This is a genomic window from Desulfovibrio sp. ZJ746 (assembly GCF_011039155.1).
Lineage (GTDB): Bacteria > Desulfobacterota > Desulfovibrionia > Desulfovibrionales > Desulfovibrionaceae > Desulfovibrio.
The window spans coordinates 211,443-224,740 of the sequence record NZ_JAAKEK010000005.1; the positions used below are offsets into that span (position 1 = coordinate 211,443).

Annotated in this window: 12 protein-coding genes and 1 rRNA gene; 5 read left to right on the top strand and 8 right to left on the bottom strand. The window is 70.1% G+C overall.

The features are described 5' to 3' along the window. Nucleotides 1-48 precede the first annotated feature (48 nt). The 4 genes from G7Y54_RS09500 to G7Y54_RS09515 are packed head-to-tail and all read left to right on the top strand — an operon-like array spanning nt 49 to nt 5,121. Nucleotides 49-339, top strand: a complete 291-nt coding sequence (locus G7Y54_RS09500) for an HPr family phosphocarrier protein (protein WP_165079063.1) — start codon at nt 49-51, stop codon at nt 337-339. A 1-nt stretch (nt 340) separates the two neighbouring features. Beyond that, on the top strand, nt 341-2,116 hold the full coding sequence (gene ptsP, locus G7Y54_RS09505; protein WP_165079064.1) for a phosphoenolpyruvate--protein phosphotransferase: 1,776 nt from the start codon (nt 341-343) through the stop codon (nt 2,114-2,116). Continuing rightward, nucleotides 2,113-2,568: an SsrA-binding protein SmpB gene (smpB, locus tag G7Y54_RS09510; RefSeq protein WP_165079065.1), complete on the top strand. Its 456-nt coding sequence runs from the start codon at nt 2,113-2,115 to the stop codon at nt 2,566-2,568. Before ptsP ends, smpB begins: the two co-directional genes overlap by 4 nt. A gap of 12 nt (nt 2,569-2,580) precedes the next feature. Next, nucleotides 2,581-5,121, top strand: a complete 2,541-nt coding sequence (locus tag G7Y54_RS09515) for a ComEC/Rec2 family competence protein (RefSeq protein ID WP_165079066.1) — start codon at nt 2,581-2,583, stop codon at nt 5,119-5,121. Here the strand turns inward: G7Y54_RS09515 and G7Y54_RS09520 are convergent. The 6 genes from G7Y54_RS09520 to ffh form a co-directional block, all read right to left on the bottom strand. After that, nucleotides 5,118-6,077: a hypothetical protein gene (locus G7Y54_RS09520; protein WP_165079067.1), complete on the bottom strand. Its 960-nt coding sequence runs from the start codon at nt 6,075-6,077 to the stop codon at nt 5,118-5,120. The two genes, G7Y54_RS09515 and G7Y54_RS09520, sit on opposite strands and share 4 nt — an antisense overlap. A gap of 40 nt (nt 6,078-6,117) precedes the next feature. Beyond that, on the bottom strand, nt 6,118-6,975 hold the full coding sequence (gene mutM, locus G7Y54_RS09525; protein WP_165079068.1) for a bifunctional DNA-formamidopyrimidine glycosylase/DNA-(apurinic or apyrimidinic site) lyase: 858 nt from the start codon (nt 6,973-6,975) through the stop codon (nt 6,118-6,120). Further along, complete coding sequence (gene rimM / locus G7Y54_RS09530) at nt 6,968-7,489, bottom strand: ribosome maturation factor RimM (protein WP_241159445.1); 522 nt, start codon at nt 7,487-7,489, stop codon at nt 6,968-6,970. Before rimM ends, mutM begins: the two co-directional genes overlap by 8 nt. A gap of 58 nt (nt 7,490-7,547) precedes the next feature. Beyond that, nucleotides 7,548-7,781, bottom strand: coding sequence for a KH domain-containing protein (locus tag G7Y54_RS09535; RefSeq protein WP_206214944.1), 234 nt, complete (start codon nt 7,779-7,781; stop codon nt 7,548-7,550). Nucleotides 7,782-7,929: 148 nt separating this feature from the next. After that, a complete protein-coding gene (rpsP, locus tag G7Y54_RS09540) occupies nt 7,930-8,169 on the bottom strand; it encodes a 30S ribosomal protein S16 (RefSeq protein WP_165079071.1) in 240 nt (79 codons plus the stop codon). Nucleotides 8,170-8,250: 81 nt separating this feature from the next. Further along, nucleotides 8,251-9,744, bottom strand: a complete 1,494-nt coding sequence (gene ffh, locus G7Y54_RS09545) for a signal recognition particle protein (RefSeq protein ID WP_165079072.1) — start codon at nt 9,742-9,744, stop codon at nt 8,251-8,253. Nucleotides 9,745-10,105: 361 nt separating this feature from the next. Between ffh and G7Y54_RS09550 the strand changes: the two genes are divergently transcribed. Continuing rightward, complete coding sequence (locus G7Y54_RS09550; RefSeq protein WP_165079090.1) at nt 10,106-11,503, top strand: M14 family metallopeptidase; 1,398 nt, start codon at nt 10,106-10,108, stop codon at nt 11,501-11,503. A gap of 78 nt (nt 11,504-11,581) precedes the next feature. On the opposite strand, the gene G7Y54_RS09555 is transcribed toward G7Y54_RS09550, so the two are convergent. Beyond that, the gene (locus G7Y54_RS09555) at nt 11,582-12,541 is read right to left on the bottom strand and encodes an alpha/beta hydrolase (RefSeq protein ID WP_165079073.1); all 960 of its coding nucleotides are present in this window, start codon (nt 12,539-12,541) and stop codon (nt 11,582-11,584) included. 636 nt (nt 12,542-13,177) lie between these two features. Next, a 5S ribosomal RNA gene (gene rrf, locus G7Y54_RS09560) occupies nt 13,178-13,292 on the bottom strand. Nucleotides 13,293-13,298: the final 6 nt, after the last annotated feature.

Below are 13,298 nucleotides of genomic sequence, written 5' to 3' on the forward strand. Positions count from 1 at the left end.
GTGGACGGGGGCGCCCACTCCATGTAAGATGGCGGCGGAGACGATGCCATGGCCCATTCCATCCGCGAGACGCCCCGGGGCCTCGCCCTGAACCTTGTCCTCAACCTGCGCGGCGGCCTGCACGCACGGCCCGCGGCGCGGCTCGCCAAGGCGGCGCGCCGCTATTCCGCGGATATCCGCTGCATCACCGAGACCGGCGAGGCCGACGCCAAGAGCATGCTCGACCTGCTCTCGCTGGCGCCCCCGGCGCAGGCGCAGGTACTCCTCCTTGCCAATGGCGATGACGCGCGCGAGGCCCTGCTCGAGCTCGGCGCCGTGTTCGCCGACCTGCAGGAATGACATGGCGCGCGCGGTCATCTACGGCATCCCCGTTTCTCCGGGCCTGGCCCTCGGGGCAATCCGGCGCCTGCACGGGGCACCGCGCGGCGAACACCGCCGCATAGCGGACGAAGCCGTCCCCGCCGAAGAGGAGGCCCTGCGCGCGGCCGCGGCCCGCGTTCGCGCGGAGCTGGAAGCCACGCTCGCGGACATGCCCCCCTCCCTCGCCGACTACGCGGAGATCGTCGGCGCGCAGATGGAGCTCGCGAGCGACCCACGCCTTGTGGGCACGGCGCTCGCGCGCATCCGGCACCGCAAGATTTGCGCGGCCTGGGCGCTGGAAGAGACGGTGGAGGAGCTTTGCGAGCTCTTTCGCGGCATGGACGACCCCTACCTGCGCGACCGGGCCCAGGATGTGCGCGCCATGGGCCTCAGGCTCGGCGAGGCCCTGCAGGGGGAGGCCTCGGGAGCGGGCGGTTTTCGGGAGGACGCGGGCATTCTGGTTGCCGAAGACCTGGCCCCGGCCGATGTCATGGAGCTCGAGGGGGGCACCGTCCTCGCCATCCTCACCGCCGAGGGCGGCCCCACCTCGCATACGGCCATCCTCGCGCGCAGCCTGCGCGTGCCGGCCCTTGTGGGCGTCACGGGCCTGCCCGAGGCCGCGCGGGACGGCGAAACGGCCATCGTGGACGGCCTTTCCGGCCGTGTCCTGCTCACGCCGGACGAGGCCGACCTTGCGCGCTATGCGGAGCGCAAGGCGGCGTACGGGCAGTGGGAGGCCCATGCCCGGCAGGCGGCGCAGCGCCCCGCCGAAAGCAGGGACGGCGTGGCCCTCTCCGTGCGCGCCAACCTTGAAAACGCCGCCGAGCTCGGCGACATCGACGAGTGCGGGGCCGACGGGGTGGGCCTTTACCGCACGGAATTTTCCTATCTCGGGCGCGAGCTCCCCGGCGAAGACGAACTCTTTGGAGAATACGCCGCCGTCGCCGCCCGGCTTGCGCCGCGGCCGGTCATCTTTCGCACGCTGGACGTGGGCGCGGACAAGGCCCTCGCCGCGCATGCCGCCCTGCGCGAGCCCAACCCGGCGCTGGGCCTGCGCGGCATCCGTTTCTGCCTTGCCCATGAGGACATGTTCCGCACCCAGTTGCGCGCCCTCTTGCGCGCGGGCGTGGCCGGCAACGTGGCCCTCATGCTGCCCATGATCACCGATGCCCGCGAGGTGAGGAGCGTGCGCCGCATCCTTCACGAGCTCAGGCAGGAGCTGGCGGCCGGGGGCGTGGCCCATGCCGCGCACCTGCCGCTGGGGGTCATGATCGAGACGCCCGCCGCCATCCTCACCGCCGACACCCTGGCGCGGGAATGCGATTTTTTCAGCATCGGCACCAATGACCTCATCCACTACCTCATGGCCATCGACCGCAACAACCGCCATGTGGCCTACCTGCACGAGCCCCTGCACCCCGCGGTGGTGCGCTCGCTCAAGCGGGTGGTGGACGCGGCCCACCGCGAGGGCATCCCGGTGTCGGTCTGCGGCGAATTCGCCGCCGACCCCTATGGCGTGGCCCTGCTGCTCGGCATGGGCGTGGACGCGCTCTCGGCGGCGCCGCGCTTCGTGCCCGGCATCAAGCACATGTTGCGCAAGCTCTCGGCGGACGGCTGCGCCGAGCTCGTCCATACCGTCCTCAACCTGCCCGACGCGGCCGCCGGCCGCCAGCTCATCCACGAGCGGCTGCACCGCGTGCTCGGGCAGGAGCTCGCCTTCCTCTCCACCAACCACGCAAAACCCGGCCTGCCATGAGCAAGAAGACCCCCGCACACGCCATCGCCGTCAACAAGAAGGCGCGCCACCTCTATGAGCTCTCGGAGTTCACCGAGGCCGGCATTTCCCTCACCGGTCCCGAAGTCAAGAGCATCCGCGCCGGCAAGGTGAACTTCATCGACAGCTACGTGGAATTTCGCCAGGGGAGCGCGTGGCTCCTCTCGCTGCATGTGGCGCCCTACGCCAATGCGGGCTATGCGCCGCAGGAGCCCGACCGGCCCCGCCGCCTGCTGCTCCATGCCCGCGAGATCGGGCGCCTCGCCGGCATGGTGGCCCAGAAAGGCCTCACCGTGGTGCCCGTGCGCCTCTATTTCAGCCGCGGCAAGATCAAGGTTGAGATCGCCGTCGGCCGCGGCAAGAAGCTCCATGACCACCGGGAGACCCTCAAGCGCCGGGCCGAGGAACGCGACATGGCGCGCGAGCTCGCCTGAGCCCAAGGCGCCATGCGCCACCCGCCGCTCCAGCCGCCCCTCTTCTGGCAGGTCTGCCTGCTCTTCTGGTGCGCGGGCATCCTCGCCGCGCTCTGGCCGGCGGAAGGCCTCACCGGCGCCTTGCTGCTCCTGCTGGCCGACCCGCGCCTCAGGGCGCCCCGGCGCGCCCTGCTGGCTCTTGCGGTGTGCGCGGCCGGCCTCGCTGTCGGGCTCTGGCAGCTTGCGCCCCTGCGCTCCCCGCCTGCCGAACCGGCATGGCTTGCGGGAGCGCCCGGCGAAGCCGCGAAAACTCCCCCTGTGCGCCTCTGCGGCACAGTGCGCCGCGTTGCCGGCCTCCCCGACGGCCGCCTGCGCGTCATCCTCGAAAACGTACGCCCGGAAGCGGGTGGGGAAGCTCTTGCCGGGCGTGTTGCCTGGACATGGGACGAAGCCGCCTTCCGGCCGCTCGCCGGGCAGTCCGTCTGCCTGGAGCGGCGCCCCGTGCCCGTGCGCGGTTTCGCCAACAGCGCGGAGCCCGTGCAGGAAGCCCGCTGGGCCGCGCAGGACGTGTTCTGGCGCCTCTGGAGCAGGGGCTGGAGCGGCAGCCCCACCGTCACAGGGGCTGGCACGGCGTCCGCCCGGCTGCGCGAGGATCTCAGGCGCGATCTGGTTCGCGCGCTCCTGCCCACGGCCGGAGCAGGCCCCTCCATGGACATGCCGCAGGCCAAGGCCATGCTGCCGGCCCTGCTCTTCGGCGACCGCTCCTTTCTCAGCCGCGCCACGGTGGACGAATTCGCCGCCGCGAGCCTCGCGCACAGCCTCGCCCTTTCCGGGCAGCATCTCGCGCTCGCCGGGCTCGTCGGCTTGTTCAGCGTGCTCCTGCTGGCGCGCGTGCGTCCCGGCATCTATCTCTTCCGGGCGCGCGCCGTGTGGGTGGCCGTGGCGAGCCTGCCTCCGGCTCTGGCCTATCTCTGGCTCGGCAACGCGCCCGCGTCCCTTCTGCGCGCCGCCTGCATGCTGGGCCTCATGACCCTGTGGCTTTTGCGCGGCCGCACGGCGACCCCGCTTGACGCGCTGCTGGGGGCGCTGGCCTGCATCGTGCTCGCCGACCCGCTGAGCCTCTTCGACCTGAGCCTCCAGCTCTCCGTGCTCTGCGTGGCGGTCATCTGCCTTACCGTGCCGGGCATCCGGCGCCTGTGGCCCGCGCCCGGCAGCGGAAGGCCGCCGGCGCCCGGGGCGCCCCTCAAAGCACGCCTCGCGCGGCGGAGCCGCGCCGTCCTGCACGGGCTCGGGGCCGTCTTCCTTGTTTCCTTCTGCATCCAGCTCGCCTTGCTGCCCTTCATGCTGGCCCGCTTCGGCACTCTCGGGCTCTGGTTTCCGCTCAATGTGCCCTGGCTGCCCGCGGTCGACCTCGTGGTGCTCCCGGGGGCGGCGCTGGGGCTCGGCTGCGCGGTGGCTGGCCTTGAGGCTTGCGCCCGGGTCATCCTCGATATGGCCGCACTCCCCTGCCAGGCCATGCTCGCCTGCCTCGACATGCTCCAGCGGCACGGCCTGCTGGAAGGGCCGGGGAGCTTGCGCCCGCACTGGGCGGCGCTTGCGGCGTTCGCGGCCCTCGGCGTGGCGCTTGCGGTCATGGCCGGGGACGGACGCCCCACAGCGCGGCTCAAGGCGCGGCGCTGGCTCGTGGCCGGGCTGCTCCTGCTCTGCGTGGGGCCGGCATTGCGGCTGGCGTCACGCCTGGACCCAACTCCCCGGCTGGAAGTGCTTGACGTGGGCCAGGGCCTTGCCACTTATCTGCGGCTCCCCGGGCATGTCCGCATCCTCGTGGATGGCGGCGGCGCGCTCTCGCCCGGCTTCGATACGGGCAAGGCGCTCCTCGACCCGCTCCTCACGGCCAATGACGCCCCGCGGCTCGATGCCGTCATCAACACGCACCCGGACCTCGACCATGTGGGCGGGCTCTTTCATTTGCTCCGCAGCTTCGGGGTGCAGCGGCTCTTCCACAACGGCCGCGATGCCGCCGGGGAGCTGCGCCAGCCGTGGCGGGAGGCCCGGCAAAGGACGCCGGGCGCGCCGCTCGCCGCCGGGGACAAGCTGGTGTTGGGAGATTCCGGCGGCTATGCGCTGGAAGTGCTGCACCCGCCGCGCATGGCCCCGGAAAGCGGGGATGGCGGAGGCGACGCGCCGGAACCATGGGCAGGCAACAAGGCCTCGCTGGTGCTCCGGCTCACGCGCAACGGCGAGGGTCTCGCGCTGTTCACGGGCGATGTGGAACCCGCGGTGCTCCGGCGGCTGCTGGCGGAAGGCGCCGATATCTCCGCGCGCATCCTCGTGGCGCCGCATCACGGTTCGGACCGCAGCTTCCTCCCGGCCTTCCATGAGGCGGTGCGGCCGGAACTGGTGCTCGCCGGCTGCGGCTTCCGCAACCGCTGGGGCTATCCGGGCAGGCGCCTGGGCGCATGGCTCGCGGCGCGGCACATCCCGCTGCTCGACACCGGCACGCGTGGGCGCATCAGCGTGGAGCTGCCCGAAACGGGGCCCCTGCGCGTGAGCACGGCCCGGCAGGCGCCCTAGCCCGCAGGCAGCACGAAACCGCGTTTGGCAAGTTCGGCCCTGTGTTCGGGATAGTCACGCGCGAGGATGGCCGCGGCGTCGGCTTCGGCCGCGCGGTAGGCCCCCTCGTCAAAGAGCGCCTGGTGGCCGCCCCGATGGAGTACAAAGGGCGGCAGGGGCACATGGCGCGCCTTCATGCCCTGGTGGTGCACGTCGCGGAACCAGGCCACGCCCATGTCCTGGAAGGGCAGGTAGCAGCCGAAGGGACGCCCGTGCCCCTCGGGCACCGTGGCCGCGCGCGCCTTGCGCAGGTCGATGAGGCAGCACCATTCATTGACGCGGCACTCGGGCAGCGGCCAGGGGCGCCGCTCATACTCCGGCCCGAACTGGGTGCGCCCCTCCACGCGCAGCCGCATGCCCATGGCCCTGGCCTTGCGATAGAGCGCCTGCAGGTCGGCCGCGGAACAGCGAAACTCGCCATAGGCCCCCGGCCGGCAGGGCTTGCCCCCGTTGACGCCGCAGGCCTTGACGATGTCCTCGCGCGCCGCCGGGCAGTTCCAGCACTGGCCGAGGGGCCCCACGGCCACATGACCGGGGAGGGCCTCCAAGAGGGGCGTAAGCACATCCCCGCGAAATTCCATGTCATTATGCACGGTGAAGAGGCAGTCGGCATCGGAGCTTTCCCACGCGTACTGGTAGCGCAGGGAGTGTCGGTAGGCATCTTCGCGCAGCCTCCCCGGCTCCAGCGGCCGGGTGACCAGCCACTCCGGCACCATGCAGGAATGCATGCGCGGCACAAAATCCACGAGAGTCTCGGGCCCAAGCGTGTCAAACTTGGGCCGGCTCGGTTCCATCACATAGAAGACCGTGCGCAGCTTGTCGCCCATATGCCGCATGAGCGAGGCGAGGCAGAGCGCCGTCTGGTACGGTTTGCCAAAGATGTGGAGCGCAACGTCCACCACGGGCTGTGCCGCCATGGATCCTTCCTCCCTGCGCCGGCCGGGCCCTTGTGCAGCCTCAGCGCTGGCAGTGCGGGCAATACACCGTGGCTCGCCCGGCCACGCGCACACGGGCGAGCGGGCGCCCGCAGCCCTTGCAGGCCTCGCCGGCGCGCCCGTAGACCGCAAAGCTGTTCTGGAAGGCGCCGGCATTGCCGTCCGCGTCGCGGTAATCGCGGATGGAGCTGCCGCACTGGGCGATGGCGAGGCTGAGCACATCCCTGAGCGCGCCAAGCAGGGCGCGCCGCTCCCGCGCATCGAGCCCACCCGCCGGGCGGCGCGGGTCGATGCCGGCGCGATGGAGCGCCTCGTCCGCATAGATATTGCCGATGCCCGCCACCACGCGCTGGTCGAGCAGGGCCGCCTTGACGGCCCTGCGGCCGCGCAAGAGCTCCGCAAAGGCGGCTTCGTCCAGCTCCAGCGGCTCGGGGCCGAGGCTGCGCCAGAATTCCCAGCGTTCCAGCAGGGCCTGGGTTGCGGCAAGCACGGTGCCGAAGGCGCGGGTATCGTCAAAGATCAGGCGTTGCGGCGTGCCGTCCGGCGCCACAAGGTCGAGATACCAGCGGGTATAGGGGCCCGGCGCGCTCCCGGCCGGGCGCGGAAGGAGGCGCCCGGTCATGCGCAGGTGCACGGCCACAAGCGTGGGAATGGTGCCGGCATTTCCGGGCGCAGGGCCGGGGCCTGGCGCCACATCCATGAGGATGAGCTTGCCGCGCCGGCGCACGCCCGTGACGGCAAGGCCGGCGAGGCTCGCCAGCGCGAGGCTCAGCGGATGCACCGCCGAGGGCCGCAGCACCTCGGCGCCCACGATGCGCGAACCCGTCACATGTGGCGCGAGGGTGCGCACCACGGTTTCCACTTCGGGAAGTTCAGGCAAGATACACGTCCAGAAGGCCCTCGGGCGGGTCGATGCACACCTGCCGGGCCTTGAGGTCGAAGGAGCGGATAAAGTCCGGCCGGGCCGGGAAGAGGATCTCGCGGCCGTCGTCCGTGCGGATGGCCCAGACCTCCTGGCCGGCGGGCAGCTCCACATGGTCGAGGCGCCCGAGGCGGCTGCCGTCCGGGAGGAGGACATCGGCGCCCATGAGGTCGGCGAGGTAGGCTTCGTCCCCGGAAGGCTCGGGAAGCTCGGCGCGGGGCACGCACAGCAGCGCGCCGCGCAGGGCCTCGGCCTCGTCGCGGCTCGTGACACCTTCAAGGAGCAGCAGGGGGCGCCCCTTGTGCGCCCGGCTGCCAAGCACGGTGCATGCGCGCGGCTCACTTCCGCCGCGGCAGAGCCAGAGCCGCTTGAAGGCGCCGGGGGCTGCGTCCGCAAACCAGTCCACGGCGAGCTCGCCCCGGATGCCGTGGGGCCGGGCCACGCTGCCCAAGTCCACAAAGCCCTCCGGCACGGGGGCGTCCGCCCGGCTCGCGGGGGCTGGCTTTCCGGCTGGTGCGGCCACCAGCGCCCTACTCCAGGATCTCGAGGACGGTGCGCCGCCCCGCGCGGATGGACGCGGCCCCGAGCAGGGTGCGCATGGCGCGCACGGTGCGGCCCTGCCGGCCGATGACCTTGCCGAGGTCATCGCTCGCGACCTTGAGCTCGAGCACCGTGGCCTGGTCGCCGTCCACCTCGCGCACCTCCACGGCGGCGGGGTCGTCCACCAGGGCCCGGGCGATATTTTCGATCAGAGCTTTCATCAGGCACCTCCACCGCAACGCCAAAAGGCGCCGCCTGGGCCTGCCCCGGCGGCCACACATGCGGCCAGGCGCGCCGCAGGCGCATATCCGCCCCACAGCGCCCACTTACGGGCACGCGCGGCGCAGACTGGCTGGCAGGCCCCGCCGGATGTCAGGCCAGGTGCTTCTTGAGCAGGGAGCGCACCGTGCTGGTGGGTTCCGCGCCGCGGTCGAGCCAGGCGCGGATCTTGTCCGCATCGAGGCGCACATCCGCGGGGTTGGTCATGGGGTCGTAGAAGCCCAGGAATTCCAGCGGGCGCCCGTCGCGGCGCGTCTCGTCCCGGGCGGCGACCACGCGGTAAAACGGATGCTTCTTGCTGCCAAGGCGGGTAAGTTTCAGTTTCACTGCCATGTGTTCTGCTCCCTTGCGTTAGTTTCAAAGTGTAGCGTTGCGCCCGAAAAAGGGCAAGGGGCGGGGCCTTGTGCCCGCGGGTTATTTTTTCTTGCGTTTTTGCTGGCGCTCTTTCTTTTTGCGTTTCTTCGCCGCGGCCGACTTGCCGCCATGGCCGGCTGGGGCGCCCCCGGGCATCGGCGGCATCCCGGGAAATCCGCCCATGCCCGGCAAGCCGCCCGGCATCCCGCCGGGCAGGCCGCGCGGCATGCGTGGCAGTCCCTTGCCCTGCCCGCGGCCGGTCATGATGCCCTGCATCATCTTGCGCATCTGGGTGAACTGGCGCACGAGCTGGTTCACCTGCGCCACGCTGGTGCCCGAGCCCTTGGCGATGCGCGCGCGGCGGCTGCCGTTGAGGATGTCGGGGTCGCGCCGCTCCGCCGGGGTCATGGAATTGATGATCGCCTCCGTGCGGGCGAGCTCCGCCTCGGGGAGCGCCCCGTTGGCCTGGGCCAGTTTGTCCGTGAGGCCGCCGAGCCCCGGAATCATCTTGAGGATGCTTTCCAGCGAGCCCAGCTTCTTGACGCGGCGCATCTGGGTGCGGAAGTCCTCGAGGTCGAAGCTCGCCTTGCGCATCTTGCGCGCCATGGCTTCCACTTCCTCGGCGTCAAAGGCATCCTGCGCCTTTTCCACGAGGGTGAGCACATCGCCCATGCCGAGGATGCGCCCGGCGATGCGGTCGGGGTGGAAGACCTCCATTTCGGAGAGCTTTTCGCCCACGCCCACGAATTTCACCGGCGCGCCCGTCACCGAGCGGATGGAAAGGGCCGCGCCGCCGCGCGCGTCGCCGTCCATCTTGGTGAGCACCACGCCCGTGAGCCCGAGCCGCTCGTTGAAGGCCTCGGCCACCGTGACCGCGTCCTGGCCGGTCATGGCGTCCGCGACAAAGAGGATCTCCTGCGGCTTTACGGCCTCCTTGATGGCGGAAAGCTCGTCCATGAGGGGCGCGTCCACATGCAGGCGGCCGGCGGTATCGAGCAGCACCACGTCGGCGCCGGCCTCCCGGGCCGCGGCCACGGCATCGCGGGCGATGTCCACGGGGTCCATGTCCTGCGTGGAGGGATAGACCGGCATGTCGAGCTCGCGCGCGAGCACCTGGAGCTGGTCGATGGCCGCGGGCCGGTACACGTCAGCGGGCACGAGATAGGGCTTGTGCTTGCCGCGCCGGAGCAGGTTGGCGATCTTGGCGGCGGAAGTCGTCTTGCCCGAGCCCTGCAGGCCCACCAGCATGACCACCGACGGCTTGCGGCCCTCGAAGGAGAGCCCCTGCGCCTCGCCGCCCAGAAGGGCGACAAGCTCGTCGTGGACGATCTTGACCACCTGCTGCGCCGGGCTCACGCCCTTGAGCACGGCCTGGCCGAGGGCCTTTTCGCGCACGCTTTCCACAAAATCCTTGACGACGCGGAAATTGACATCCGCCTCGAGCAGGGCCAGGCGCACCTCCCGCAGGCCCGCCTGAATATTCTCCTCGGTGAGCTGGCGCCCCCCGAAGGAGCGGAAAACGCCGGAAAGTCTGTCGGAAAGGCTCTCGAACATGCGGGCTCCCCGCTGGCGCGAAACAGGTTCTTTGCTCCGCCGGCCGGGAGCGGCCCTTGCGCGCGGCAGGGCATGGGACGCCCCGACGCAGCGCCCGGAAATACCAGAGATCACGGGCGGCGAAAGCGCACTTTATAGAGGCTTTGCACGGCCGCGTCAAGCCGCGCCAAGGGTTCGGCGCCCGTGGTGCTCCCGGGTGCCTTTCCTCTTGCGGGGGGGGGCCGAATGGCGTAAAAATCGCCCAATCAGGAATGGTGCAGCAGTGATGCGGAAAGACACAACTTTCACGGCCCGCCGTCAGGCGCCCGGGCTTTCCTTGCACGCCTCCGCCCTCCACGGGGGCGCCCGGGGCACCCGCACGATGGGCGCCCTGCTCCGCGGGCTCGCGCTGTTGTTGTGCGCCCTCGTGCCGTGCGCGCCCGCCCCCTGGGCCCGGGCCGAGACCTTTCCGCTCGACTTCACCACCATCCGCCTTGGCGCGGCGCCCCGCGCGGTGCTCGTGGTGGGTGGCATTCAGGGCGACGAGCCCGGGGGCTTTTCCGCGGCCACCCTGCTGGCCACCCGCTACGAGATCGCCGAGGGCGCGGTCTGGGTGGTGCCCAACCTCAACTTCCCGAGCATCATCAAGCGCTCGCGCGGGCTTTACGGCGACATGAACCGCAAGTTCGCCCGCCTTCCTGAGAGCGACCCGGAATTCGCCACCGTGCGCCGCATCCAGGAGCTCATCCGGCACCCTGAAGTGGGCCTCGTGCTCAACCTGCACGATGGGAGCGGCTATTACCGTCCCCGCCACGAAGACAGGCTGCGCAACCCGGCGCGCTGGGGGCAGTCGGTCATCATCGACCAGGACGAGCTCGAGCCCGGCACCTTCATGGGGGCGCTCGCCGCCGAGGCCGACGCCGTGGCCCGGGAGGCCAACAGCCGCCTCATCCGGCCCCTGCACGCCCTGCATGTGCACAACACGCACACTGCAGCGGGCGACCGGGAGATGGAAAAAAGCCTCTCCTACTTCGCCGTGCGCCACGGCAAGGCGGCCTTTGGCCTCGAGGCGAGCAAGGAATTTCCCGTGGAGCTGCGCGCGTATTATCACCTGCTCATGGTGGAGGCCTTCCTCAGGCGCGCGGGCGTGCGCTTCAGCCGCGATTTCGAGCTCACGCCCTCGGGCGTGGCCCGGGCCCTCAGGGACAATTTGGGCGTGTCCTTTGCCGGGAACCGCGTCTTCCTGCCGCTCGACGACGTGCGCCCGGCCATCAGCTACCTGCCCCTGCCGAGGAACAGCCCGGCCCGCGCCATCACCTCCAAGCCCATCATGGCGGTGCTGCCCTGCGAGGGCAAGAGCGACAGGATCTGCATCCACTACGGCAACCGCACCATCACCCTCATCCGGCCCGACTGGCGCGAGGTGGACGCGAGCCGCGACGCCATGACCGTGCAGGTGGACGGCCGCGAGGAGACCGTCCCCTTCGGGAGCATCCTCGACGTGCGCGACGCGGCCACGGTGCGGCCCGAACCCGGCTACCGCGTCAATGCCATCGGCATGGACTGCGGCCGGCCCGATGAAAGCGGCATCGCCCTGCGCCGCAGGGACTTTCAGCCGCGCTTCTCCGTGGACCGCGGGGGGCGGCTCTTCCGCGTGGAGGTCTACAAGGGCAAGCGCTTTTCCGGCATGTTCCTGCTGCGTTTCGGCGGCGGGAGCGCCACTGCCGGGCGCGCGCCGCTCCCCGACAGGCCCGGGCCCGAGACCTCACTGGGCTTTTAGGGCCGCGCGAGGGAGTCCGCTTGCGGGAGCAATCCGCCAACAGGGCCGGGGGCGGCTCGACCCGCCTTGCACACTCCCTTACTGCTTTGCCTTTTCCGCGCCCCCTTCCAGCTCCTGCAACGGGGCGTTCAGGAACTGGCTGATGGCCGCCCACGCGACAGGATAATTGTCGAGAAAGGCGGCATGCCCGGCATGGGGCACGACGCACAGCCGGGCATGGGCGGCCATGTCCTTCGCCGCGAGCACCGTGCCCACCGGGGCGTGCGTATCGCCATCGCCCACCACCAAGAGCACCGGGCAGCGGATGGCGCCGAAGAGCTCCTTGCCCACCTGTGTGTTGTGCCACATGCGCATGTAGTCATTCAGGAACTGGCCCAGCCGCCCAGGCTCGGGCGCCAGGGCCCGCATTTGCGCCACATAGGCCTTGTCCAATTTTTCGAGCCCCACAAGCGGCAGCTTGTCCGGGAAAAAGCCGCGCTCCAGGGTGCCGGCGCCAATGGCCACCACGCGCTCCACGGCCTGCGGCTTCAGGGCGGCCACTTCCAGCGCCGTATACGCGCCGTCGCTGAAGCCGAGGAGGGCCGCGGGCCTGTCCGTGACCTTTTCCATCACCGCGAGCATGTCTTCGGCCTTCTGCCTGAGCGACATGGGGCCATGCCCGATTTCCGAACGCCCGTGGCCACGGGACGAAACGACCACGACCTTGTGCTGCTTGCGCAGTTCGTCGATGAGCCCGCCGAGCTCGTAGGAGCAGCCCAGGCCCCCGCCATGAAAGACAAAGATGAGGCTTCCCGCGCCATAGACTTCATACCAGATCTTCGCATCGGCCGCCTGCACGTAGTGCCCGGCGGCCGTATTGTTGCCATAGGGCGTGGCGCTGCCTTCAACATGAGGCGGCTGCATGAAGTAACGGAGCTGGCTGGGCCCACCCCCCTCCCGTGCCATGCAATTGGCGCACAGGGCGAAAACCATGCAGAGCAGGCACCCTGCCGCAAGAAACCTTTTTGGCAGCCCAAGAGTCTTTGCGCTCTCCGGCATTTTCCCCTCCTCCGGCAGCGGGTGATTGTATGCGGATGCGCCGCCCGCGACGCAGAGGATGGTCCGGTGCCACTGCCCCCCTGGCGGCCCGGCCCACCCTTCTCGACGTATTCAACGGAACTGCGGGAACCGCTCAAGATATATCGCCGCAAAGTTGAAAAAAGGCAACCAGTTACCTTTTTGTAACTTCCCCAGCCTGTTTTCGCAACAAGGCCTCACAGGAATTGTTAAAGTCCTTACCACCTTCACCCCCCACTTCCCGCGGCGCATTTTCCTGTGAATCACCTGATGCGCTCCCGTATCTGGTGTCCGGCGTTTCCTGCCAGCGGCTGCCCGGTGGTGCCGACAGTGGCGGGCACTGCTTCAAGCGCCCAGGAGCGGCATTCGCAGGGGGTTGGCCACTCCTCCTTTATGGCTGCGCCTCCCACGGACACAAGTCGTGTGCCAGCTGCCCCCCGGGCTGGGCGGGGCGCAAGTTCAAGGCGACGTGCGGCCCTGCTCTCGCCGGCCTCGTGCCGAAGCTTTTTCGTGAAGGTGGCGAACTTCTGGGGAAGGGCCCGGCAGGGCTGGGCTCACCATCGCCCTTAAACGCGAACCGCCCCCGGAAGGCGAGAGCCTTTCGGGGGCGGTGGAAGAATTTGGCAGCTTCCTACTTTCCCGCGCGAAGATGCGCAGTATCATCGGCGAGGAAGAGCTTAACTGCCGAGTTCGGAATGGGATCGGGTGTACCCTCTACTCCGTGGCTGCCAAAATGGCT

Coding starts and splice junctions, on each gene's coding strand:
- G7Y54_RS09500 (WP_165079063.1), top strand. CDS start 49: ATGGCCCATTCCATCCGCGAGACGCCCCGGGGCCTCGCCCTGAACCTT.
- ptsP (WP_165079064.1), top strand. CDS start 341: ATGGCGCGCGCGGTCATCTACGGCATCCCCGTTTCTCCGGGCCTGGCC.
- smpB (WP_165079065.1), top strand. CDS start 2,113: ATGAGCAAGAAGACCCCCGCACACGCCATCGCCGTCAACAAGAAGGCG.
- G7Y54_RS09515 (WP_165079066.1), top strand. CDS start 2,581: ATGCGCCACCCGCCGCTCCAGCCGCCCCTCTTCTGGCAGGTCTGCCTG.
- G7Y54_RS09520 (WP_165079067.1), bottom strand. CDS start 6,077: ATGGCGGCACAGCCCGTGGTGGACGTTGCGCTCCACATCTTTGGCAAA.
- rpsP (WP_165079071.1), bottom strand. CDS start 8,169: ATGGCAGTGAAACTGAAACTTACCCGCCTTGGCAGCAAGAAGCATCCG.
- ffh (WP_165079072.1), bottom strand. CDS start 9,744: ATGTTCGAGAGCCTTTCCGACAGACTTTCCGGCGTTTTCCGCTCCTTC.
- G7Y54_RS09550 (WP_165079090.1), top strand. CDS start 10,106: ATGGGCGCCCTGCTCCGCGGGCTCGCGCTGTTGTTGTGCGCCCTCGTG.
- G7Y54_RS09555 (WP_165079073.1), bottom strand. CDS start 12,541: ATGCCGGAGAGCGCAAAGACTCTTGGGCTGCCAAAAAGGTTTCTTGCG.